This is a genomic window from Paenibacillus sp. FSL E2-0190 (assembly GCF_037992965.1).
GTDB classification, from domain to species: Bacteria; Bacillota; Bacilli; order Paenibacillales; family Paenibacillaceae; genus Paenibacillus_AQ; species Paenibacillus_AQ odorifer.
In genome coordinates this window covers 361,961-386,780 of sequence record NZ_CP150306.1, presented here as the reverse complement: position 1 = coordinate 386,780, position 24,820 = coordinate 361,961, and the positions used below count along the sequence as shown (strand labels likewise).

General features: G+C 45.0%; 24 protein-coding genes. 2 read left to right on the top strand and 22 right to left on the bottom strand.

What is annotated here, in order from left to right:
* Positions 1-8 precede the first annotated feature (8 nt).
* The 17 genes from NST25_RS01725 to NST25_RS01645 form a co-directional block, all read right to left on the bottom strand.
* Positions 9-716, bottom strand: coding sequence for a hypothetical protein (locus tag NST25_RS01725; protein WP_340034576.1), 708 nt, complete (start codon positions 714-716; stop codon positions 9-11).
* 34 nt (positions 717-750) lie between these two features.
* The gene (locus NST25_RS01720; protein WP_076185601.1) at positions 751-1,806 is read right to left on the bottom strand and encodes an ATP-grasp domain-containing protein; all 1,056 of its coding nucleotides are present in this window, start codon (positions 1,804-1,806) and stop codon (positions 751-753) included.
* Positions 1,803-2,636: an HAD family hydrolase gene (locus tag NST25_RS01715; protein WP_036687429.1), complete on the bottom strand. Its 834-nt coding sequence runs from the start codon at positions 2,634-2,636 to the stop codon at positions 1,803-1,805. Before NST25_RS01715 ends, NST25_RS01720 begins: the two co-directional genes overlap by 4 nt.
* On the bottom strand, positions 2,633-3,784 hold the full coding sequence (locus NST25_RS01710; protein WP_076302299.1) for a cysteine protease StiP family protein: 1,152 nt from the start codon (positions 3,782-3,784) through the stop codon (positions 2,633-2,635). Before NST25_RS01710 ends, NST25_RS01715 begins: the two co-directional genes overlap by 4 nt.
* Complete coding sequence (locus NST25_RS01705; RefSeq protein ID WP_076282401.1) at positions 3,765-5,075, bottom strand: phosphoribosyltransferase family protein; 1,311 nt, start codon at positions 5,073-5,075, stop codon at positions 3,765-3,767. The genes NST25_RS01710 and NST25_RS01705 overlap by 20 nt, the downstream gene beginning before the upstream one ends.
* 76 nt (positions 5,076-5,151) lie before the next feature.
* Entirely contained in the window at positions 5,152-6,360 is a 1,209-nt protein-coding gene (locus tag NST25_RS01700; protein WP_232061116.1) for an HpcH/HpaI aldolase/citrate lyase family protein, read from the bottom strand.
* Between the two features lie 225 nt (positions 6,361-6,585).
* Positions 6,586-7,326, bottom strand: a complete 741-nt coding sequence (locus NST25_RS01695; protein ID WP_036687425.1) for a TerC family protein — start codon at positions 7,324-7,326, stop codon at positions 6,586-6,588.
* Positions 7,327-7,353: 27 nt separating this feature from the next.
* A complete protein-coding gene (locus tag NST25_RS01690) occupies positions 7,354-8,634 on the bottom strand; it encodes a TerD family protein (RefSeq protein ID WP_076124694.1) in 1,281 nt (426 codons plus the stop codon).
* 133 nt (positions 8,635-8,767) lie between these two features.
* Entirely contained in the window at positions 8,768-9,349 is a 582-nt protein-coding gene (locus NST25_RS01685; RefSeq protein WP_036687422.1) for a TerD family protein, read from the bottom strand.
* A gap of 57 nt (positions 9,350-9,406) precedes the next feature.
* Positions 9,407-9,982: a TerD family protein gene (locus NST25_RS01680; protein WP_036687420.1), complete on the bottom strand. Its 576-nt coding sequence runs from the start codon at positions 9,980-9,982 to the stop codon at positions 9,407-9,409.
* A 29-nt stretch (positions 9,983-10,011) separates the two neighbouring features.
* Entirely contained in the window at positions 10,012-10,608 is a 597-nt protein-coding gene (locus tag NST25_RS01675; RefSeq protein WP_076124695.1) for a TerD family protein, read from the bottom strand.
* Between the two features lie 124 nt (positions 10,609-10,732).
* A complete protein-coding gene (locus NST25_RS01670) occupies positions 10,733-11,179 on the bottom strand; it encodes a tellurite resistance TerB family protein (protein ID WP_076124697.1) in 447 nt (148 codons plus the stop codon).
* A gap of 155 nt (positions 11,180-11,334) precedes the next feature.
* On the bottom strand, positions 11,335-12,057 hold the full coding sequence (locus NST25_RS01665; protein WP_076276053.1) for an amino acid ABC transporter ATP-binding protein: 723 nt from the start codon (positions 12,055-12,057) through the stop codon (positions 11,335-11,337).
* A gap of 10 nt (positions 12,058-12,067) precedes the next feature.
* Positions 12,068-12,718 carry an amino acid ABC transporter permease gene (locus tag NST25_RS01660; protein ID WP_076124698.1) on the bottom strand — a complete coding sequence of 217 codons (651 nt, stop codon included), beginning with the start codon at positions 12,716-12,718 and terminating at the stop codon, positions 12,068-12,070.
* A gap of 93 nt (positions 12,719-12,811) precedes the next feature.
* Positions 12,812-13,627 carry a transporter substrate-binding domain-containing protein gene (locus NST25_RS01655; RefSeq protein ID WP_340393237.1) on the bottom strand — a complete coding sequence of 272 codons (816 nt, stop codon included), beginning with the start codon at positions 13,625-13,627 and terminating at the stop codon, positions 12,812-12,814.
* A gap of 229 nt (positions 13,628-13,856) precedes the next feature.
* Complete coding sequence (gene aguB, locus NST25_RS01650) at positions 13,857-14,732, bottom strand: N-carbamoylputrescine amidase (RefSeq protein ID WP_076124702.1); 876 nt, start codon at positions 14,730-14,732, stop codon at positions 13,857-13,859.
* Positions 14,733-14,785: 53 nt separating this feature from the next.
* Entirely contained in the window at positions 14,786-15,814 is a 1,029-nt protein-coding gene (locus NST25_RS01645) for an agmatine deiminase family protein (protein WP_340393236.1), read from the bottom strand.
* Positions 15,815-16,114: 300 nt separating this feature from the next.
* On the opposite strand from NST25_RS01645, the gene NST25_RS01640 reads away from it, so the two are divergent.
* Both NST25_RS01640 and NST25_RS01635 read left to right on the top strand, forming a co-directional pair.
* Positions 16,115-16,546 carry an Lrp/AsnC family transcriptional regulator gene (locus NST25_RS01640; protein WP_076124705.1) on the top strand — a complete coding sequence of 144 codons (432 nt, stop codon included), beginning with the start codon at positions 16,115-16,117 and terminating at the stop codon, positions 16,544-16,546.
* A 19-nt stretch (positions 16,547-16,565) separates the two neighbouring features.
* Positions 16,566-17,204 carry a LysE family translocator gene (locus NST25_RS01635; RefSeq protein WP_340393235.1) on the top strand — a complete coding sequence of 213 codons (639 nt, stop codon included), beginning with the start codon at positions 16,566-16,568 and terminating at the stop codon, positions 17,202-17,204.
* A gap of 13 nt (positions 17,205-17,217) precedes the next feature.
* Here the strand turns inward: NST25_RS01635 and yfcE are convergent, their stop codons facing one another.
* From yfcE to NST25_RS01610, 5 genes are all read right to left on the bottom strand, one after another.
* The gene (yfcE, locus tag NST25_RS01630; protein WP_340394350.1) at positions 17,218-17,766 is read right to left on the bottom strand and encodes a phosphodiesterase; all 549 of its coding nucleotides are present in this window, start codon (positions 17,764-17,766) and stop codon (positions 17,218-17,220) included.
* A 125-nt stretch (positions 17,767-17,891) separates the two neighbouring features.
* Complete coding sequence (locus NST25_RS01625; RefSeq protein ID WP_340393234.1) at positions 17,892-19,376, bottom strand: glutamate synthase subunit beta; 1,485 nt, start codon at positions 19,374-19,376, stop codon at positions 17,892-17,894.
* A 251-nt stretch (positions 19,377-19,627) separates the two neighbouring features.
* Entirely contained in the window at positions 19,628-21,583 is a 1,956-nt protein-coding gene (gene pulA, locus NST25_RS01620; protein ID WP_340393233.1) for a type I pullulanase, read from the bottom strand.
* A gap of 107 nt (positions 21,584-21,690) precedes the next feature.
* Positions 21,691-22,314, bottom strand: a complete 624-nt coding sequence (locus NST25_RS01615; protein WP_076124714.1) for a C39 family peptidase — start codon at positions 22,312-22,314, stop codon at positions 21,691-21,693.
* Positions 22,311-24,812 carry a PAS domain S-box protein gene (locus tag NST25_RS01610; protein WP_340393232.1) on the bottom strand — a complete coding sequence of 834 codons (2,502 nt, stop codon included), beginning with the start codon at positions 24,810-24,812 and terminating at the stop codon, positions 22,311-22,313. Before NST25_RS01610 ends, NST25_RS01615 begins: the two co-directional genes overlap by 4 nt.
* Positions 24,813-24,820: the final 8 nt, after the last annotated feature.

The window sequence follows — 24,820 nt, the reverse complement described above, 5'->3', positions numbered from 1 at the left end:
TTTCCCTCCTATAATTCGGAACTGCTATACCGCTGATGAATCAGTTCCGCCTTCGTCTGAAGTTCCATCAGGTCTTTATGTTCGATCGTCGAAGCAATATCCGATATTTTGGAATCAACATCTCTTAGACCGTTCAGCAGCGTTCTCCGATTCTTCGTCTTCGCTTCACCACTTAGGCGCAAAAATGGGTTAATCACACCATTTAAATCCTTCAGAATCAATCTGCGGACCGTATGATTAATATCACCATTATTGAGCTCCTGCAGCAGCGGAATTACACGTTGAAGTCTCGCAAAAAGCGCCAGTGATTTCTCGACAATTTCATTGTCCAGTGTATCCTTCTGCCCCTCGGAGATAATCATATCTTCCAGAATGCTAAGGTACTCAACTACTGGAGCAAATTCCGGTCCAATCTTCGTTGGTTCGGCCTCAGTTCTACCACTATTGCCCGGATTACCTGGTGCAGCATTATTTGCCACACTAGGTAATTGCGGAGAATTTGCAGAGGGAGCTGGAGCAACAGGCACCGTCTCTGGACCTGCTGGCAGCACCTCAGCCGGAAGGTTGGTTCTTGGACTTCTCGTTGCAAGAACCCCTACCGCTGCACCCGCTACAGGCAACAGCAAGGAGAGTAACTCAGGCAAAAAAGAACTCGTTAATACAGCGACAACATAGCCAATACCGGCATACAGCAATATTTTCGATTTAAATTTAATTTTTCTCACCTCTTGTGAGCGAGATTGCGAACGCTCAATTCACGGGATCCGGAATTACGGATTCGCCGTTTATTTTCATAATTAGCGGCTGCTCTACATGGCTGGCAAGCACATTATCGCCGAACTCCGCAGGCTGGACCTCTCCGCCGAGTGCACTTTTGACAGCCAGGTATGGAAAGTTAATTCCAGACAGACAAGAAATATGAAGACCTCCAGACATCCGGGGGTTAATCTCCAGCAGTTTAGGAATTCCACCACTATACTTCATTTGAATATTGAAATTGAAAGGTATTTTATATACCTCTGCTACCCGGGAAGCGATCTCCTCCAGCTCCGGAATATGCTCCATCAGCCGCAGACGACCGCCAGCTTTACGACGGGGTACAGCCGCTAACAGCCTGCCATTCTCATCTGACAAGCAATCTATACTGTATTCATAACCTTCCAGCAATTCCATCACCATAAGTTCAGGGAATGTAGGTTCACTTCCCAGAATACGATAGGCCTCATCGAAGGATATCAGCGGAGTTACATGACCAAACAGCTCCTGTAAAGGACTACGTGTGTTATCAATGATACGGAAGCCGAGGCCTCCCTCTGTCTCCGTGGGTTTAAAGCATACGTGGTGTCCTTTGGCTACAAGATCATGATAAGCCTCTTTGAACTGCTCTGCTGTACTCACCACATGATAATCAGGAATTGTCATAATCCCTGTTTCCTTAACACTTTCGTAGAACTTCCCCTTATCCATGATGGTCTCCAATAAGTCCAAATCTCTACAGACTAGAACCTTGGTGCCAATCGCATCAAACATAGCAGCATGCAAAGCTATATCCAGCATATGTAACCGTGGAATGAAGATATCGATCTCATTGCGGCGACAGAAATCCACGCAGAATTGAACATATTCTATTCCAGTCAGTGCTGGTTCAGTCCCAGCAACATCAGCACCTTGAAGGGACATATGGTGAATATCAGGATGCGTGGCGAAGATTTGTACAGGAACGCCATCCTCATTATTGCGGATGAGATTCATATAATGGTAAGCGACGGAAAACCAGCGATTGAAATAAATGTTTACCTTTTTCATAGTGGCCCAACTCCCAATACGGTTAAGTTATTATAGATCATGTTTACATACTGTAGAATTTCATCACCAGCAAAAACACCCGCTTGCTTCGTAAAGGGATACCTTGATTTTACAAGACCACTCTGCTGCTCTGCAAATATTTCTCCATGACAAGGAGCAATCGCATAGTCCGCACTTTCTAGTAAACTCTTATCCAACAAGGAATCTCCCGATGCTACCATCGGTTCTGAACGAACCGTCCGGCGCACATGAACAATCGCATCACTTTTATTCACAGCGGCAGGAACGACATATAGCTTGCGCCCTTGTAAGGATACCCGCCAGCCCAAATCATATAATCGCTCTGCCAGATTCGTGATCTCATCCATAGGTAATAAATCACGAACTACTACAAAAGTATAAAATAAATCATCACAATACCGCTCACTAATGATCCATTCCTCGTGCACTACAGACCTAACGTGCATTCTAACTTCTTCTGCCGCAGCCGATTCATTTTGAACAAGCCTGCCCACAGAAGCTCTCCAGCTTTTATCTACTTCGCCACCAATCAGAATATTCCCGCCATTACTAGTAATCGCGTAGTCTGGAATAATCGTGTCTTGAAACAGATTAATACGCTTATACTGCGCTATTGTACGTGTTGTAACGGGCATAAAGATAATACGGGAAGTAAGCTCCATCAGATCAGCCAATGCTTTTTGCGAAATGTATGAAACCGTCTTACCATCCACAACCTCCGCAGGAACCAGGCCCGGAGTATTCTCAGGGACACCGATTGCATTTAAGGAATAGATTAACGTTCGGTCCAAATCACTGGCATAGATCATTCCGTCTCACCTCTCAGCGGCTTAATAATCCCGCAACAGGAGTAGGTGAGTCCAGGGAATACTTCTACTGGAACCCCTCTATCCTCTGCTAAGAGAATAATATGACGAAGATTTGGATTATCCATAGTATCGACAAGAATCTTCCACGGTACTCTGCGCAGCAGCACTCGGGTAGTTTCTCCGACTCCGGGCTTGACCAAATTGATGTTATCTATGCCGAACACTTCTTGAATACTCTGAATATCACGCAGGCCCTGCCATGTAATTTCTGGCGGCGATTGCTGCATCTGTTCAGCAATCGCTTGTGCTTCTTCCGCAACGGAGGAGAAATACGGGCAGATCGCCGCAATGAATACATTAGATACATCCGTATCGAGCCATTCCTTGTAGAATTTAGCTCCATGGAATTCTTCCGGACCGATTAAATCATCGCGCAGCACTGTCCGGCTCATCAGTCCTGACACCGTAGAATTGAGGCATGCACTAGGAATAAGATAATCCTCTCTAGTCCCGAACGTGCCTGAACAGTTCCCGGGATCAGCCAATACGGCCAGGTCATCATTTAGCCGAATGCCATATTTCTCATATAGGCTGTTGCACGCTTCAATCAATACCTGGCGAATAGCCCCTTTCCCCGTCCATCCGTCGACAAACTGCAAATCAGCGTCAAGCCCGTGCTTTTGCAGAATATAAAGGATTGCGTTCTCATCAATCCCCTTGCCCCGAATGATAGAGATACTATAATGCGGCAGATCAGCACCATATCGCTCTTGGATATAACGCTTAATCAGTACACCAATTGGTGTTCCCGCTCTTGCCAAAGAGACTAACACCGTATCAAGTCCCCTTTGAGCGACAATCATCTCAGAGACTACCGCTACTGCTAGAGCGACCTTCTCCGCAGATTGCTCCAGCGTCTCGTGAAATAACTCAATATACTGCTCAGTAGGCTGATATTCCACGGGCAGCATCTCAGAGTAGTGTACGCCTGATTGAATGGCGGCCTCTCTTTCGTCAGTCGCCCGCTCCAGTGAAACATCGCTCAGATCCTTAAGCAAAAATATAACATCTGACGGAGAATAGCTGCCTAGCGGAACCGGTTCGGCTATACTTCTGTTTAGAATTTCTTCAGTTACTGTTCCCTTCATAGGTAGGGCCTCCACTTCTTCTTTCCGAGGTCAGTACAATAAGATGCACTTTATGGCGGGCCAGTTTCTTCAGTATATCAAGCATAGGTTTCATACGCTCATGCGGTACATCACGCTCAATCAGCACAAATATATCATCGTATTGACCAGGAGCTATATTATAAATAAAGTTTGTGATTTCCGGGTCACCAGCTGAAGGATACGCAGCAGCACTATGTACCCCATAATCCGGCCGACGCTCAGGGTGAATTGGACTTCTAGTGGAAGACTGGTAAGCAATCCCTTCCCCCATTTCCGCCGCCACTCTCATCGGAAGATACATAAATTCTCCTACACCCATTACCAAGGCTTTCGGTCCTCTACGCAATTGCCGCAGCTGCTCAGCTATTCGTTTCACACCCTGATCAAGCTCCAGATTATCCTGTGACTCCATTCCGAACCGTCCACTATATTTCATATAAGGCGCTGTGTTGATCTCACCATAGGAATCGATAGAGGATACCTCCAGTCGTTCCATTCCATCTTGAGCATAAGTAGTTACAACCTCACACTCAGAAATGGCCTCTCTATCCAGCTGCTCAGTATCCTTATTAAACACTGGTGAACCTATCACTTCAATATTCCCTTGCAGCAGACATAACGACTTAATGCGAATCCCCAGCTCCTGCTCAAGCTCACTATAGTGTTGAAGATTGCTGCCGCTTCTCCAATCCAGAAGAGAGACTACCACATATTCCTCCCGCGGGAATTTTGACTGAATATCTCGAATTGTATTGATCGCGGTTTTCCCGGTCGTAATCTCGTCATCTACCAATATAATGGGCTCTGTCCCAGATAAGAGTTCGGTATCCAAGGCATAACATAGATGATCAACTGCATGGGAATGCTCTTCTACAAAACTTACAACAGACTCCAAATCAGGAATATGCTCACGCGTAGTATGAATATAGGATGCCTGCTCAGCAAAGATGTTGTACACACTGTGACCCAGTGCAGTTGCCGTTTCTGCGAATCCAATAAAAACCACAGGCTTGGGCAAAACCAGCCGGGCCGCTAGTAAATGTTGATAGGCTTCCTTAGCAAATTCAGGATGAATCAGCCCATGAACCGCCATATCCAATAACTTTGTCATACGATCACTATCCACGGAATCACCGTTCATCTCCTGATATAACAGCAGCGCCAACGCTGCTCCGCTTAGAAGTGAAGTATACGGATCGACGGGGATATGCTTGCCAAGCACCTTACTGACAAACAGAAAAGTTCGTTTTTTATTAATTCGCGCCGCCATAGAAAATAAAGAATCCAGAGGCATATGAAAGGGGTTAAAGGTTTCGGTTACATTCACTTGCAGGTTCTCGACTATGTTATACGTGCGTAAATTCGTTTTCGGGTAATAATCCGACAAAATGCTGTTGTTCATGTAACACCCCGTATATTTGAGATCGTAGTAAAATTCGTCTTGCCCAGTTCAGATGGGGCTTAATTTCGTTCATTTTATTAAAATATTGACTCTTAAACACGCCCAGACTGCCATCATTACTTTCTACAATGCTTAAAGCGTCGACGTATTCCTCATGCATCACCGTATACATCGCCTGAACAGGTCTGAGATGAGAAGGATGGATAATCGTCTTACCCACAATTCCATTCTCTTTATCCAAAATAACCTCACGAATTAGCCCGTCCACACTGCTCGAGATATAGCTATTCCGCATATCACGGCCGTTTTTGCCGTAAGTATCCTCAAATGGCGTCTGCCGTAGCTGCGGCCGGAGAACTCGATGACCTTTATTCGCAAAATACTCCCAGACAGGTCCTGAGATCACATATCCCTCTTCAACCCGCCCAAACACATTGATAATGTCCGAGATACAGTCACGGATAGGAGTAAGATCATAAATACTAACATCAGGACTGCGACGCAGTCCGAACAGGCTGGAGAAATCCGTTGCCCCAATTCTGACGTTTAGGACAAGTTCACGGTAATTACGGAGTAAATCACGGATAGATAGCAGACTGTCCACTCGACTTTCCCGATAAATAATAGGTGCAGTTTCCAAGATTGGCATCCCGTAAAGCACAGGATCATTATAACCACGCGTATTGTTGTACTCAGCTAACGTTTCAAAATATTGAATTCCATTGTCCACAGAGAACTTAGGAAATACAAACCCTGTTAACATCGTTACCAAGGATCCCAAGCGGAAAATCATTTGCCGGAGTTGGTCCGGGTTACGTACTCGTATAAAAAGAAGCGGGAGGCTGTTCGATGAATCCAGCTCATTTTCTGCGTAAGCAGCTAGGTAAATAAGATGCTGGATAATAGACTCCTCTGCATTGTCAACCTGGTCATCTCCGATTGCGTCCTCCAGATCTATAATAACCGTCACTAGACCTGCATTCTTGAGCTTAATGATGTCTTCTGCAACACTTGCACGGGTAGCCGGCATATAGAGGGCAGCGCCGACAGCGTAGGCTAGCAGTTCCTTGTTCGTGGTATGATCAAATGAGATAGGCGGAGTGTAAAACAAAGAGATTTCTTGTTCTTTCGTCAGGTAATCGAAGTATCTCAAATCGGTTCCCCCTTATAGTTTTGCGAAGCCAAGCAAAACAAGCGTAGACCTCTCCTCATAGAGAGTGTCAGAACCGGCAATACTCTCCCTTGGGGATGGCATCTTGGCTCTCTCAAATATAAGTGAAGGCCTACGCTATAACATATACGATTACCTGAAAGAAGCAGGCGTTTCTATTCTTGCATGATCGGCTCCGACTTCTCTATGGTGCAATTACTTTTTTAATCATGCACTTTTATGGGCATCTTTTTTCTTACGTCTAGCACTATAGAGGATCGTACCCACGAATACCGCTATAAGGATTGTAAAGAATACGACATGCGGCAATTCAAAACCAAAAGCACCCGCTAGCATCTTACCCGCAATAATGGCGATAAGCAGGAACGCTGCCTGTTCCAATTCAGGGAATTTATCAATAAGCTTCAAGAATACCTGCGCCACTCCGCGCATCATCAGAACCCCTAAGATACCACCCATAAAGAGAACCCAAACCTGATCGCTAAGTCCAAATGCCGCAATAACACTGTCAATACTGAAAGCAATATCCATTAATTCAACAAGGAGAACCGTCTTCCAAAAAGAAGTGCCTTTATTCTCCGTATGCTCTTCGCCACTGCCCTTAAACAAACCTTTATATGCGATATAAAAGAGATACAGTGCACCAAGAACCTTAACCAAAGTAAACTTAATAAGAAATGTCCCTAGTCCAATGGCCAGGAATCTGAACAAATAAGCCCCTAAGATACCGTAGAAAAGCGCCTTTTTCTGCTGCTCCTTAGGTAGATGCTTAACCATAACGGCAAGCACAAGTGCATTATCTGCAGAGAGCAAACCTTCTAGTAGAATTAAGCTCCCGATAATCCCCCAGCTCACAGGATCAGAGAGTGTACCTACTACATCACTCCATGAGAAAAAATGCCCATAATTCTCACTAATATTTCTAAAAAAATCTGCGAACCAATCCATTACACTTTGCGCCTCCGGTAAAATCGATTATTTGCTGCCCGCAACCCAGCGCAGCCCCCAGCCATAGGCTTCATCCATCTCACGATGACCACTGTAATATTGCACCAGCCGTTCAACACTAAATGTTTCATTGCTTACATTCCGGAATAACGCAATGGCACACATCCCTTTTCGGTTGTTATGCTCGTCCAAATTTACAATGATATCAGGTCCTCCGCCTTGTTTGATGGTGACAACCCCATCGGCCTCCGACCAGTTGGTTACCCCTTTATAAATAAAGGAAAACACTAGAATGCGTTCAATCTCGGAAATTTTGATACCATTTATACGCAAATTCTCACCAGTAGTTACGGAGCCTGTCCGATCATCCCCATCAAGCATGACATAAGGAGGTTGATTCAATGAGCCAAAGGCATTGCCCAACGCTTGTACCACTCCTTTACTGCCATTCTTCAGTTCATACAGACAAGCAAGATCTAGATCTACGCCATTTTTACGACTAAAGAGTCCGCCCTGCTTCTGGTTCCAGTTGAGATTAATCAACACTTCCCCTAAATCACCACTGGCTGATTTTTTCAAATTGATGGAATCGCCTTTTTTCTTCAGCTCGATTTTCTTCAAGTTGAGATTCATTGGCGAAGGCGGGGGTGTGGCTGGAGAGCTCTCTTCACGTTTCACTGGCTGCGCAGGCGGCGTTGCGAAGATTTGTGGTGGAATCTGCGGCTTAACCTCCGGCTGTGGAGCAGCAGGAGCAGGCTCCTCATTCGCTTCAATACCGAAGTTGCTGCATATCTCTTTCAAACCTCCGGCAAACCCCGCTGCAATGGCACTGAACTTCCATTCACTGTTATATCTATATAATTCCCCTACCACAATGGCCGTTTCCACGGAGAAAAGATTGTCGAGATCACATCGGAGCAGTTCCGCACCTGTCACTTGATTGAGAATCCGAAAATAGGCCTGACTAACTTGCCCAAAACTTTGACCCCTTTTCTCCCCATCATAAATGGTAAGCGTAAAGGCAATCTTCATCACATCGGAAGGAATCTTATCCAATTGAACTTCGAATTGCTTGCGGTCATTGAATCCTGGCACATCCTTATACCTAATATAAGATGTGGCTGGATTATTATAAAATATTAAATCCTCGTCTTTACTTACTTTACCCTCTGATCCAAGCAGGAAAGCAGAGCTATCAATCTCCAGAGCAGCCGGAGCATGCCAGCCGATCTCTACGATTATAGAATGAAGTCCAGCATTGCCTTTGGTCAGATCAGCTTTTTGCCCTTTGACTACGTTAACACTCATTCTTACGCCACCTTTATAAATGGAGTAAACCAACTAATAATTTTGTAAAAAAGAACCCCACAAAGTGGAGTCTGTACTGCTCTAAATATTTATAAAAAGGGCAGGATCGGTAATGACCCCGCCCACTTGGATGTTATTGCGCGTCCAGTCCATAGTTTCTGCATAAAGCGCTTAGACCGCCGGCAAAGCCACTTCCAATCGCCTGGAACTTCCAATCCGCACCATTGCGGTAGAACTCACAGAATACAACAGCTGTTTCAGTTGAAAAGTCTTCACCTAAATCGAAGCGAAGCACTTCACGATCATTAGAAGCATCTACTACACGTACAAAAGCATTGGAAACCTGTCCAAAGTTTTGTGCCCGAGTTTCATAATCATAGATCGTTACCGTTATTCCGATGCGCTGAATATGAGCAGGGATTTTGCTGAAATCAACAACAATCTGCTCGTCATCTCCGTCACCCTCACCTGTACGGTTATCCCCCGTATGAGTCAAGGAACCTGCGCCACCCGAAGGATTGTTGTAGAATACAAAATCATCGGAGCCCTTGGCCTTACCATCTTCATGCAGTAAAAAGGCTGAGGCATCAAGGTCAAAATCTTGGCCGCCGCTATACTTATTAGTATCCCAGCCCAACCCTACTACTACCTTCGTCAAACCCGGATTAGTCTTGGTAAGATCAATCCGTTGTCCTTTAGAGAGACTGATCGTCACTGACAAAACCTTCTTTCATTTATGAATTCAATTCATCTTTAGCATGCAGAATGAAATTTATTGCAGGCCGTAGTCGCGAGTCAAACCGCTCAAGCCGTCTTTGTAGCCACTGCCGATAGCATTGAACTTCCATTCTGCACCGTTACGATACAATTCGCCTACAACAACACCAGTTTCAATAGAGAAATCCTCACCGAGGTCGAAACGAATCAATTCTTCATTGTTCAGATCGTTTACGATACGTACGTAGGAACGGGAGACTTGTCCAAAGTTTTGGCTTCTTGCTTCAGCATCATAAATTGTAATAGTAAAAGCTACTTTGTCTACATCAGCAGGGATGTTCTGAAGATCCACTTGAACCTGCTCATCATCACCATCGCCTTCACCTGTACGGTTATCTCCGGTATGAACAACAGAAGCATTCTCATTTTGCTTGTTATTGAAGAAAATGAAGTTGGTTTCTTTATCAACTTTACCACTAGCATTGGTCAAAAAGACGGATACGTCCAAATCGAAATCTTTTCCGCCGTCATATTTATTAGTGTCCCAACCAAGACCTACTGTGATTTTGGATAGACCTGGGTTTGTTTTCGTTAAATCGATTTTTTGACCTTTGGATAGATTAATTGCCATGATTACATACCTCTTTTCTTATATTTGGATTATACGTAGCGTTCTGCAAGTTGATTGATATGAGCGGCGTGGCTGCCTTCACCAATTGCAGCGAACTTCCATTCTCCACCTTGGCGGTAAAGCTCTCCACAAATAAGTGCCGTAAAACCTGTGTAGTTGTCTGACAAGTTGAATTTAATCAACTCACTATTCCCGGCAGCATTTATTACCCGAATATACGCTGATTTGATCATTCCAAAATCCTGTTTGCGATTCACCGCATCGTAAATGTTAACGACAACCAGAACCTTGTGAACATCGGCAGGAATGGCTTTCAAATTAACCATGATTTGCTCGTCATCTCCGTCGCCTTCACCCGTCAGATTATCTCCGGAATGAATGACCGAGTTGCAAGGACTTTGCTTGTTGTGGAAGCAGATCAGGTTACCCTTCTTAGTTAGCTTACCATCCTCATTTAACAGCAGTGCTGAGGCATCACAGTCGACATTCGCCTGTTTCTTGACTCCAAAGAATCCCCGCGAGGCTTCAATTGGATCCCAGCCTAAGCCCACAATTACATTGGACAAGCCCGCATTACCTTTAGTCAAATCAATCTTTTGACCTTTTACCAGATTAATTCCAGCCAAATCAACGTACCTCCGTTTCCGATAAAAATCATTATCTGTTAGTCTAGCTTTTAGGTGTTATATCAGTGATACGATAAAGAATAAATTACGTTTCAACGAACTTTTATCTATGACTTCACCTAATTTATAAACTGAATTCGCTAGGGTTTAATCCTAAGACGCCACAAATATTCCGCACAACTGCTTTTTCGTAATCATCAAAATCACCATCAGCTGATCCAATTGCCGAGCATACACCCACGATCAGACGGCCCGCTTCTGGTTTGCCGCTAAACTTAGCGATCGCTTTCAAAGCTTCTTGTTTTCCTATTTCTGGTGAAAATTCGAAGTTACTTACGTAATAGTTGAATTGAGCAATGACATCTCTCATGTCAAATACCTTCAATTCATTACTCATATTCATATAGCCGGCCATTTTGTTTTTCTCTGCTTCTTCTATTTTACCGTCCGCCGCAGCGACCAAAGCGCAGCCTGCAACTACCGCATTCATGAAATCTTTATTTTTGAATTTCTTCACTTGATCTGTAAGTCCGCTTTTGGCTGTATTCAACCAGTTTTTAAATGTGCTCATCGTATTCTCCCTCTATCACTGCTAGATTATGATAACAAAAGATATCCCAAGAGCCTCCTCTCCACGTTCCGACAGATTTTGCATATAAATCCCTGAAATAACCGTTACTCTTCTAATATACCTGATAAAATAACAAGATTCTACTTTCCACAAAATTACAGCACCTTTGATAGAAAGGATCGTGTCCGTTCTTGCTTAGGATTTCCGAACAGCTGCTCCGGACTTCCTTCTTCCACAATCTCACCTTGTTCCATGAACAGCACCCGATCCCCCACCTCACGCGCAAAGCCCATTTCATGTGTCACCACGACCATCGTCATCCCCTCACGGGCCAGTTCCTTCATCACCGCCAGCACTTCCCCCACCATCTCCGGGTCAAGCGCTGAGGTTGGTTCGTCAAAGAGCATAATTTGGGGCTCCATAGCCAGTGCCCTTGCAATTGCTACCCGCTGAGCCTGCCCCCCAGACAATGAGGCTGGATACATCTCTGCTTTTTCACTTAGACCTACTTTTTGCAGCAGCTCAAGCGCTTTTTGCCGCGCTTTATCCGGAGACCATTTACGCACCTGAACCGGCGCCAGCATAATGTTTTCTATAACCTTCATATGAGGAAATAGATTAAACTGCTGAAATACCATCCCAAGCTCTGTACGGATATCGTTAATCTTCGTACTCGCCGCCATCAAAGAAGTGCCTTCAATTACAATCTCGCCCCCCTGCGGCTGCTCCAGTAAATTAAGGCAACGCAAAAAGGTGGATTTACCCGATCCGGACGGTCCAATAACCACCACTACCTCCTGACTGAAAATATCGATACTTATGTCGGCCAGCACCGTATTTGTTCCAAATGATTTATGTAAGTTCCGTACTGAAATCATAGGCTCCATCCTATTTCAGCCTCCGTTCAACGTAATTCAGCAGCTTGCTAAGAGAATAGGTAAGAATGAAATAAATAAGTGCCGCTGTCAAATAAGGCTCCCATATCCGCAAATATTGCCCTTTCATCGTGTTGGTCCAATACATTATTTCCGGTGCAGCCACCAAAGCCAGAAGAGAGGAGTCTTTCACAAGCACAATAAACTCGTTACCAAAAGCCGGAACCATCCGTTTGATCGCTTGCGGTAAAATAATAAATCTCATCGCTTGCCGACTAGTCATCCCCAGTGAAATAGCCGCTTCCCGTTGCCCACGATCAACCGACTGAATGCCTGCCCGAAAAATCTCAGCCGAATAAGCAGCCGAATTAAGCGACAGAGCAACAAACGCAGTAATTAGAGCATTAGTTTTGCCGTAAAGCGGGGGAATCACTCCAAAGTGAACAATCAGAATCTGCACATACAATGGTGTTCCTCGAAAAAAATTGATATATGAATGAAAAGGCCAGCGCAAATACCATTTTGGGGCCATTTTGCCAAATCCGATCCCCAGTCCCAAAATAGAGCCAAATAAAATAGAAACTACAGAAATACCGATAGTCAGCAGTGTCCCTTTTAAAAGGACGGGCAAATAATGAATGATAATGTCCATTCTAAAATCCATAGGACTCTCCCCTTCTCTTCTTTATGTCATCTCTCTTTAAAAAAATAAGCATGCGCAATAGCTATCATTACGCATGCTTATTAGGTTTTTTCCTTATTTTGCGTTCAATAAGCTATCCAGGTTAGGTTCTTCGCCGAACCAAGTTTTGTAGATTTCCGTGTACTTTCCGTTTTCCAATACCTTCTTAATAGCCGGATCCAGTTTCGCTTTTAACTCACTGCCCTTAGGGTAAAGAATGCCGTAATATTCCGCTCCGAAGTTCTCCGTGTCTACAATCCCCACCAGCTTCTGCTTAGGATTGTTTTTCATGTACTCACGTACAATGGCAATATCCGCTACAACCGCATCGGCTCCGCCGCCATTCAGTTCCATCAATGCCACCGCATTGCTGTCAAAACGTTTCAAGTTAGGGTTGTCGACACCCATTATTCCGCTCATCAGGTCATCTGCAGTTGTGGCCCCTTGTATTGCAACTACTTTATCTTTAAGATCAAGTGCGTTTTTGATGTCGCTGCCTTCTTTAACCATAATCATATTGGTAGATTCGAAATAAGGGATGGAATAGTCATAGGTTTCTTTACGTTCATCCGTAATCGATACTGAAGATAGCCCTGCTTGATACTCCGTTCCCTGCTTCACACTTTGCAGCATCGTTTCCCAGCCTGTGTTCGTTACGTCATAGTCTATTCCCGCTTCTTCCATAACTGCCTTAATGAAATCGATGTCGAATCCTTTGATTTTATCCGTGTCCATATACTCCATAGGAGCGTAGCTGGCATCACTGGCAAACTTAATTTTCTCCGCTGAGGATTCGTTACCAGCTTTACTGTTATTTGCTCCACAACCTACCAATGCAACCACCACAAATGATATAAAAACTGACATTAAAAAACGACTTTTTATTTTCATATCCCCATTCCCCCTATTTTCTGAAATAACTTAAAGAGATTTTAACAGATTAAAGGATTCATGACAATTAACTTTTCTAAATAATGTAAGGTTATATAACACAATATTATTATTTTATACGTTTTATGCGTACATCACTCTCAAAAAAAATACCATCAAACAGAAAAAGGCACTGCCAGAGATTCTATTCTCTCTAGCAATGCCTTTAGCATATTTAACTTTAAACCTATTAAAGTGTGATATCTCCATCATAAGAACCGATCAATTTATACAGATCCGGCCGGCGGTCACGGAAGATTCCCCACTCGATCCGGCCAACTTCCAAAGCATCCAGATCGAATTCGCTTACCAGCACGGTTTGCTCCTCACGTCCAGCCTCAACGATTTTATTGCCCTGAGGACCTGCAATGAACGATGAACCGTAGAAATTAATGCTCGAATCCTCATCAATTTCCTCACCAATACGGTTGGAAGCCACGACTGGAATAAGATTCGCAGCTGCATGTCCAAGCATACAGGTCTGCCAATGATCCTTGGAATCGATCGATCCATCCTGCGGTTCAGACCCAATAGCCGTTGGATAGAACAGAATTTCTGCTCCCATCAGGCTCATTACTCTAGCCGCTTCTGGATACCATTGATCCCAGCAGATACCTACACCAATCTTGGCATAACGAGTGTTCCATACCTTAAAGCCAGTATCTCCCGGATTAAAGTAGAACTTCTCTTCATAACCTGGGCCATCTGGAATATGACTCTTGCGGTATTTGCCCAGCACCGTTCCATCAGCATCAATTACAGCAAGTGAGTTGTAACGCGCGTAATTCTTTTTCTCATAAAAACTAATCGGCAGTACCACTTGCAGCTCCTTGGCTACTGCTTTGAAATGATTAATCGCCTTGTTATGCTCAAGCTCTGTTGCGTATGCGTAATAATCAGCTTTCTCTTTTTGACAGAAATACGGGGTCTCAAACAGCTCCTGGAGCAAAATAATTTGCGCACCCTGTGCTGCCGCTTCTCTGACCAATGTCTCGGCTTTGCTGATATTCTCCTCAATATTGCTGGAACAACTCATTTGTGTCGCAGCTACTTTTACATTTCTCAAGTATCTGTCCTCCTTGTATATAAATGTCCCTTTGGACGTCTAGTTTCCTTCAATTATAGCTGTGCAGGCATTTGCTGCGTAGTGCAGTGGACATTTCCGCCTTCGGTGATAACGGCCATTCCGTTAACTGTACGAATCTTGCGATCCGGGAACAAACCAGCCAGTACTTTCTCAGCAAGTGTATCCGTTTCTGTCGCGGTGCCCCCAAACACAGGCAAGATAATTCCGCCGTTCACGAAATAAAAGTTCAAATAACTGAGCGTCAGACGACTGCCGTCATGATCGACCCGTGGTGGCTGCTGAATCTTGATAATCTCCAGCTTACGCCCTTTGGCATCTGTAGCGTTCTCCAGAATACGCAGATTCTCTTGCGTAATCTCATAGTTCTCATCCTGCGGGTCCTCACAGACCTGGATAATAACTTTGCCTGGTGCAGCAAAACAAGCAATATTATCGACATGACCATCGGTTTCATCGCCACTAAGGCCACGTCTCAGCCAGATAATAGCTTCTGTACCTGTATAGTTCCGCACGTACTCTTCGATCTCTTCGCGCTTCAGCTCCGGGTTGCGGTTTAGGTTAAGCAGACACTCTTCTGTAGTAAGCAAAGTGCCTTCTCCATCCGTATGAATCGAGCCACCCTCCATCACAAGCGGTGCATCAAAACGGGTGATCTGCGCATGCTCCAGAATCTTCGGAGCCACTTCGTCATCCAGATCCCAAGGTGAATATTTACCGCCCCAAGCATTAAACTTCCAGTTCACACCTGCCATTTGTCCTTCTTTATTAACAATAAAGGTAGGTCCGTTATCACGCAGCCAAGCATCGCTATGCGCAATAGGCAGCAGCGTTACATTCGGTCCGCCGACCAAATGCTCTACCCGCTCCACATCCTCCGGGTTCACAATGACCGTGATTGGTTCAAACTCGGCGATGGCTGTGATAATGTCAGCATAACCTTGGCACACTGACTCGTGGTTATCCTGGAAACACATAGATTCCTGCACCGGCCAGGAGATAAAAGTACGTTCATGCTTGCCCCATTCCGGTGGCATTGTATAGTTCAAATCTTTAGGATTCATGTGTTAACTACCTTTACTAATATATTTGGAGCCAGTCCTACCCTTAAAACTCCTTCCTCATCATACAATAATATGTTCTAGTGCTCAATTCCCTGGGACATTAATAATCTTGGAAGGAATTTTTTTGTTCGCAGCCCCCATTTTACAGTTAAAAAATTTAAGTTTTCATCCGTAACAACGAAGCTAAATTTAATTATTTTAATATAAATCAGGATATCATTTAATAATTTTACTTATTTTAGTGATTCCATTTTCATTTCTAATGGATTTTATATAATTAGCTTAAAGGAGTGGGTTGCAATGGATGACATCGATCTTCAAATCTTGGAATTACTGAAAAGCAACGGCCGCATGACCAGTTCCGAAATCAGTAAAATCGTTCATTTATCCGTGCCTTCCATCACTGAAAGAATTCGTAAACTGGAGAATAACGGAGTGATTGATCAATTCACGGTCAAGTTAAACCGTAAGGCAATAGGACAAACCCTATTGGTATATATTTTCGTGCAGCTGCACGGCTCAGTTGAAACCCAACACTTCCGCACAACCATTATTCAATCGCCGCTAGTACTGGAATGTCATCATATCTCGGGGGAATACGACTATCTCTTGAAGGTGGGTCTACCGGATTTATCCGAATTGGAGGGTTTTATAACGCATACACTCAAGGCCAATCATGACATTGTAAGATCAAATACCGTATTTATTTTGTCCACGTTAAAAGAAGAATAGATAAAAGGAGTGAAGCCTTATGCCTTGGGAGTGGATGGCAAAAGGAATGCTGCTGGGGCTTTCTATTGCGGCTCCTTTAGGTCCTATCAGCATCTTATGCATCAAGAAAACCTTAAGCTCAGGTTTCAAAACTGGCCTATGCTGCGGCTTGGGAGCGGCCACAGCTGACGCAGTTTATGGTAGTATCGCCGGATTCGGCTTATCCGCCCTCACCGCTTTTTGGGTTGATTATAAAACGGTACTGCAAGCCTTGGGCGGGTTGTTTATTTGTTATCTTGGCATGAAGTCGCTGTTAGAACCCCCAGACACAGACAGCACAGCACCCAATTCCCCAAAAAGCTCACTGAATTCATACATAGTAACGCTGTTGCTGACGCTGTCCAATCCCATGACGATTATTTTTTTCCTTGGCATATTCAGCGCATCTGGCGTCCTTCTGTCTCATAGCAGCTCCAATATGCCGTTTCTAGTTAGCGGCGTCTTTCTGGGTTCCGCATTATGGTGGATGGGTTTGACAGGGAGCACCGCTTTGTTCAGAAACAACATAATGTCAGGACGTTCGAAACAGCTCATGTTCAACAAACTGTCCGGATTGGTAATGTTGTCTTTCGGCGTTGTCTCCCTTATTCAATCTCTCAATCTTCAGGAGTTCCTTTAAACGATATCTCTCACTATACGGTAATCTTTTTTACCACATTGCCTTCAAAATCCTTAACGATAAATTCCCCGCCCTCTAGAATAGCATAGGAATTCGGATTATTCTCTTTAGGCAGCGATATGGAGCCGGGATTCACCACATACACTCCCTCTTTTACATCGGCAACTGGTATATGGGTATGTCCCTGAATAAAAATATCCTTCTCGGAAAGCGCCGGCAAATGCTCAATGCTAAAGCCATGACCATGTGTAGCGTAAATCCGTCTGCCTTCGTGCAAAAGCATAACATAATCGCCCATCATCGGGAATTCCAGCAGCATTTGGTCTACCTCGGCGTCACAGTTTCCACGTACTGCGGTTATCGGCTTGTTTTTGTTATATGCATTAAGCTTATTAGCAACCTCTTGTGGGTTATAGTCCTTTGGCAGCGGATTTCTTGGACCATGATATAAAAAGTCTCCTAGAATAATAAGACTGTCCGGCTGCTCTTCTTCCACCTTTTCCAAAGCCCGTTCCAGCCAAAATAAAGATCCGTGAATGTCGGAAATAAACATTAACTTCATCATGTATTCTCCTTTTCAACTTAACTTAATTAAATATGCGCTTAGACAATAATCTTAACCTTGAACATACCACAACGCAAAGCGGACGTCCCCAAAGGAACGCCCTGTTCGCTATATCTTAACACTCACGGTAAATTCGAGGATCCCATCAAAAAGCGGTCTACTTCGCGCGCAGTCTGACGCCCTTCGTCAATAGCCCAGACTACAAGGCTTTGCCCGCGCCGCATATCGCCTGCTGTGAACACACCTTCTACATTGGTTACTTGTGCTCCGAACTCTGCTTTGGCGTTCCCCCGCTCATCGCGTTCCACCCCAAGCTCGCCCAGTATAGTTTCTTCGGGTCCTGTGAATCCCAAAGCCAGTAATACCAGCTGTGCTTGCAGGGTCTCCTCACTGCCCGGCACTTCGACCGGTACCATTCGTCCCTGTTCATTATGAGTCCATTCAATGCGCACTGTACGCAGCTCCTGCACTTGCCCACCCTCATCGCCGACAAACCGTTTCGTCGAAACCAGATAACGGCGCGGATCTTCTTGATACAGTGAAGCGGCCTCCTGCTGACCATAGTCCACTTTAAGCACCTTTGGCCATTCCGGCCAAGGATTGTTAGACTGACGTGTCAGCGGCGCCTGTGGCATAATCTCAAGCTGAGTCACACTGCGGCAGCCGTGACGGATCGAAGTGGCTACACAGTCTGTTCCAGTATCCCCACCGCCGATTACAACTACATCCTTACCTGCTGCTGATAAATATTCCCCATCGGCAAGCCCTGAATCCAGTAGGCTCTTTGTATTCAGCGTTAAAAACTCCATAGCTTGATGAATCCCACGCAAATCGCGTCCTTCTATCAGCAGATCACGTGCCTGTGTAGATCCACCACACAGTACTACAGCATCATGCTCTGCCTTGAGCTGTGATGCTGGGAGATCTCGGCCGATCTCTGTTCGAGTTACGAAGGTAATGCCCTCAGCTGCAAGCAGATCCACCCGGCGCTGTACAGTCTTTTTATCCAGCTTCATGTTGGGAATACCATAGGTAAGCAGACCGCCAATCCGGTCCGCCCGTTCATACACAGTCACCGTATGTCCTGCCTTATTAAGCTGTGCCGCACAGGCAAGCCCCGCCGGACCTGAACCCACTACAGCTACCTTTTTACCCGTGCGATGAAGCGGCGGCTCAGGCACAATCCAGCCTTCTGCAAAACCTCTATCTACAATCGACTTCTCAATAGATTTAATGGTGACAGGTTTGCCATTCATCCCTACCGTACAAGAGCCTTCGCAAGGAGCGGGACAGACACGGCCTGTAAATTCAGGAAAGTTGTTAGTCTTATGCAGACGTTTCAGCGCTATCTCCCAATTTCCACGATAGACCATATCGTTCCATTCAGGAATCAAGTTGTGCAAAGGGCAGCCGGAAGCCATACCAGACAACAGGCGTCCTACATGACAAAATGGCGTACCGCAATCCATACAACGCGCCCCTTGCTCGCGCAGCTTTTCTTCATCCATAGGTATCGAGAATTCATTCCAATTCTTAATTCGCTCCAATGCCTCACACTCGGAGGGTGTCTGTCGTTCAAACTCTAAAAATCCGGTTGCTTTCCCCATCTCTTTCATCCTCTCTACCAAAGAAAAGTACTCTCTGTCACTTTCTGCTGTTATGCCACTCTAAAGCGCCAAAGTAAATGCCTTAATATTAGCACCCCATATCTTTAACGAAAATGAGTAATGTCACCTTTTTATGTAAAATAAGAGCATCCATTCAAAAGAAAGTTCCACGCAAAAAAAGCACACAGCGCACTGTACTCATTGAGCACAATACTCCGCATGCTTTTGAAGAATTATCTGTAAAAAAACATCTAGTCCACCGTCAGCACTACCATTCCAATCCCGCTTACAGTTAGCTTATTACCCGTCAGATTCTGCACAAGATCGGCTCCAAAAATTGTTTTCCATGCACCAAGCTGTGGCAGAACCAAAGCCGTCTGTTCTACATTAGCATTAAAAAGCACATAGATATGCTTCGCCGCATCGCCTCCAGCATGGCCACGCAATGTATACGCTACCGAACTTACCGGTGCTTTTTCAAATACTAGATGATTCCGAATGTCATCTGCCGTTCGCATACGGAAAGCCGGATGTGCTTTACGCAAGGCAATTAGCTGCTTCAGATAAACCACATCATCTTGATGAGCAGCGCACAGTTCCCAATCCAATTGGTTGATCTTCACCGAGGATTTATAGCTGTTCTCTACCCCGTTTTTCGTGCGCATAAATTCCTGACCCGCATGGACAAAGGGGATTCCCTGACTCATGAACACTATCGCAGAAGCTAACCTATGCATAGATTGGCGCTGTTTGTCCGTCTGCCCTTGTGTGGACAGTAATATTTTATCCCATAACGTATGATTATCATGACATTCCACATAATTGACGGTTTGCTGAGGCTCCACGGCAAATTGTCCAATGCCTGGGGCATAAGCAATGCCTCCCGCGACCCCTGCCTTTATCGCAAGCTCCAATCCCATCATTCCGCTGATGAAGCCCGGTTGATCATGCAGAAAAATATTCCCTTTAATGGCATCCCGGAAATCATCATTAAAATGTCCGATTCCCGGCAGAAGTGCAGCATTCTTCTGATGAGCGAGCCGCTCCATCGGCAACTCCGTCCCCATCATCCAACCTTCACCAATCGTCATGATGGACGGGTCAATCCCATCCAGACGACGCCGGATTTCATCCATCGTGTTGAGGTCAATCAAGCCCATCAGGTCAAAACGAAAACCATCGATATGGTATTCTTTGGCCCAATAAACTACGGATTCCACGATGAAGCTGGACATCATCAAGCGTTCTGAAGCCACGTCATTCCCGCAGCCAGAGCCATCCGACAGGCTTCCGTCTTGCTTGTAACGCAAATAATAGCCGGGAACCAGCTTGGTGAAATTCACACGATAGCCATCGTACACATGGTTGTAAACCACATCCATAATGACGCGGAGACCGCGATCATGAAGTGCTTGAATCATTGTTTTTAGTTCCCGGATACGCAGTCCAGGCACATATGGATCTGTAGCATAGGAGCCTTCTGGCACATTATAATTCTTCGGATCATAACCCCAGTTATAATGCGGTTCATCCAGCCTCGTCTCATCTACACTCTCTGTAGAATAATCATAGACAGGCAATAGCTGCACATGGGTTACACCGAGGTTCGCGATATGATCGAGTCCAGTGAGAATACCCTCCGGTCCGCGGGTTCCTTCTTCCGCCAAAGCAAGATATTGTCCTTTATGGGTCATACCGCTTGCTGGATGAATGGATAAGTCTCGCAAATGAAGCTCATAAATGATGGCATCCACAGGATCATCCAAGGGTGGCTTATCTCCCGTCCACCGTTCCGGATCTGTTTTGCGTAAATCTAAAATAGCTCCCCTATCACCGTTCACTCCTACAGCACGTGCATAAGGATCAACCGCCTCATTCCACTGTTCTCCAAGACGTACTCGGTAGGTATAGAACTTGCCATCTAAATCACCGTCAACTGTAATTCTCCACGTTCCCCGGACATCACGGATCATAGAATACTTACACTCTGCTGCTCCCTGCCATGAATTATAGAGTACCAGCTCCGCTTCTTGAGCGGTGGGCGCCCATAAACAAAAAGCTGAACTCCCCGGTGAGTACGTTAGGCCAAGATCGTCCCCATCATAGCTGAATAACTGATCAAACTCCTGAGCAAACACGGAAATCCCTCTAGTAGCCGCAGGATCCCCATAATAAATGGGTTCCTTCATTTCCCTTTGTACGGACAAAGCACCTATCCCCTTTTCCAGTTATTAACTGGATTATAGTATGATCGTCTAAGTAGTGCAAACGTTTGGACTCAAATTTTTCAAGCTATTTTGTCAGGACAATCCCTCTACCTCGATGCAGCTGCAATATCTAGCCCGACCATCGTAATAATGTCTTTATTCGCAAAATACGGAATACGCCGTTCTTTCCCTAGAGTGACTCTACCGTCCTTGTACCGCACACCATTATCGTGGACAATCAGGGTAGCACGCTCTCCGTCCTCAAATCCCTCATATCCTATACCTAGTACCCAATGGTAATCGTAAGTAAACTCACCTCTCCACCGCAGACGAAACCACTTATCTAATTTAACAGCCACAGGCCGGCCGGCATCAATTTCTGTTTTATATACTTCAAAATCATTAAACGTAGTAATAAGTAACTTTTGCTGATCCTTAGGTAAAATCACTGAATGGATATAGTTCTTCAGTCCTTTGGTAAAACGGCGCACACTCATCCCCCAAGGTCTTCCACCGTGATGGCTGTATATGTAATTAATATGAGCGGCTTTGGAAGGAAAATGACCTTTGCCCCGAATAAAGTCCGCTCCTAAATGGGTGTTCCAATACTCCGCTAACGCTGCCATCGTAGCTGGGCCACATGCAGAGGACGGGGATTCGACCCCAACCTCCCACTGTGTATATGGCTCCGCAGGCAGTTTCTTGCTAATCCGAGGCTGTCCATGCTTCATTCGGATAGATCCCCTCTTAAAGGGCTAGACTTAGGAGTACAATGTGGAGTTGCCTCCGGAAGTAGAATTACATTTGCACCGGCATCCAATTCTCCTTCTGCAGCTGCTGCCCCTTCCATTGTTGTCTCCCGTTCTTCTGTCTGCACTGTATCTTCCACATTTATCTCAGCTTTACTATCAGGATTAATCTGCAGCGTGAAATAGAAATTAGAGCCCTCTCCTTCACTGCTCTCTACAGCGATAGCTCCGCCCATCAGCTCAACGAGCTTTTTACAAATCGCCAGCCCCAATCCTGTCCCGCCATATTTGCGATTAAACGAGGAATGCAGCTGATAAAAGGACTGAAACAGCCGATGCTGCTTCTCTAGAGGAATGCCAATCCCCGTATCCCTAACATTAAATTTCAAAGTTAATTTCTTTTGATCTGCGGACAGCTTCTGCTCTACGTAAATACTGATACTGCCCCGATCTGTAAACTTGATTGCATTGCTGACCAGATTGACCAATATCTGACGCAACCGCCCGGCATCGCCCATAATCAGTGGCGGGACTCCAGATGCCATGCTGCATGATAACTGAATATTTTTCTCCAAAGCCTTAGCTGTAAATAGATCGATTACGCTGTCCAATACGGCTTGAAGCTGCACGGGCTCATTTACAATCATCATTTTTCCGGCTTCAATTTTGCTGTAATCCAGTATTTCATTCAAAATAGATAGGAGCGAGCTGCTGCTCTCCTTAATAATGTCAGTATATCCAAGCTGTTCTTCATCAAGCTCCGTCTCCGCCAGGAGATCCGTCATCCCTACAATTCCGTTCATCGGCGTACGGATTTCATGGCTCATAATAGCTAAGAACTCAGACTTAGCCTGGTCTGCTTTTTCTGCGGATTCCTTCGCCCGAATGATTTCCTTCTCATCCGTGATGTCCCGAAACACTACAACAACACCCTTCGGCTCCCCTTTATCAAACAGAGGGGTTACCTGGTATTCCGCAAGAAAGCTAGAACCGTCCTTACGCCACAAGACCGCATCTTTACTCTGATAAGATACACCTGACTTAATAGCCTTCATCAGTGGAGATTCCTGCGGCCGATAATGGCTCCCATCAAGCGCTATTTGCTGAATATGATCCAAATAAGGATGGCCCATAATTTCATCATGTTCATAGTCCAGCATTTGCAAACCTGCAGGGTTAATGAACGTCACCTTCTCCTCCATATCGAGTCCAAAGATGCCTTCTGAAACCGCATTTAAAATAAGGGTATACTCATTGCTAAGCTTCTCAATTTGTTCTGTATAACGGATGCGCTCTGTAATATCACGGGAAATCCCATACACACCCACTACTTGGTCATCTACAATGATCGGAATATTGGTAGTATTAATTTCTACAAAGTGTCCGTCTTTATGAATAAGCGTTAGATCATAGCTTTGAGGATAACCCTGGGCGGCTAAGTTAAAATGATACAACGTCTTCTCTATGTCCTTCTCATGCACAATGGGGCCAAAGTACATTCCGATCAGTTCCTCCAGCGAATACCCGGTCAACTTCTCCAAATTCGCATTGGCAGTCAAATAGTCTCCATGCAAATTCATAGAGTACACAGCAGATGGATTGTATTCAAACAATGATTTATACCGTTGCTCGCTCTCCTTAAGCTTGAACTCGAACTGCTTGCGCTCCGTAATTTCCCGCCCAATCGCTATAATCTCCAAGACATTTCCCTCATCATCATAGGTATAACGACTGCTCGACTCGAACCAGACATAGGTGCCATTCTTATGGCGGTAGCGGTAAGCTACAGCCGGAATAACGCCAGAGCTGCGGCTCTGCTCCATTAAACCTTGCATCATAACTAGATCATCGGGGTGAAGATAATTATAGGCGCTTGTCCCAACCATCTCTTCAGGTTCATAACCAAGCAGGGTACGGCTAGCCGAAGAACAATATAAGAAAACACTGTCTTTGACCGCATGACGCGAGATTAAATCCAGCGAATTCTCAGACATCAATCTATAATTGCGTTCACTTTGACGAATTTGTTCTTCCATTTGCTGCTGCTGATCCCGATGATCCACCGTTTCCTGAGCTGCGATCTTTAGTTCCGTAATATCCTCGGCGTATACTATAATATACGAAGGGGCTTGTCCTTCTTCTGCTCCTAATCCAGAGAACATGAGAGACAGGCAAACGGGTTGACCTTCTTTGTTTAAAAAACAATGTTCCTTCTTCCAGCTGCCCGCTGGCGATTTCTGAAGCTCGTCCATTACTAATCTATAGGAGAGCTCTTTTGAATGTGCCTCTCTATTTTCCGATTCTGTAAAAAGAGCCCCGGCAAGAAACTCGGCCTCCGTAAAGCCAAGTAGATTGCAAAAAGCCGGATTGACTTTTATCCAGTTGAAATCGCCGTTATTCGAAAACAGTACGGCCATTCCTTCTGGAGACCTCATAAATGCATGATCCAGAATTGCGTTAAATTCTACCGAGCTGCCCATTTAAGCCA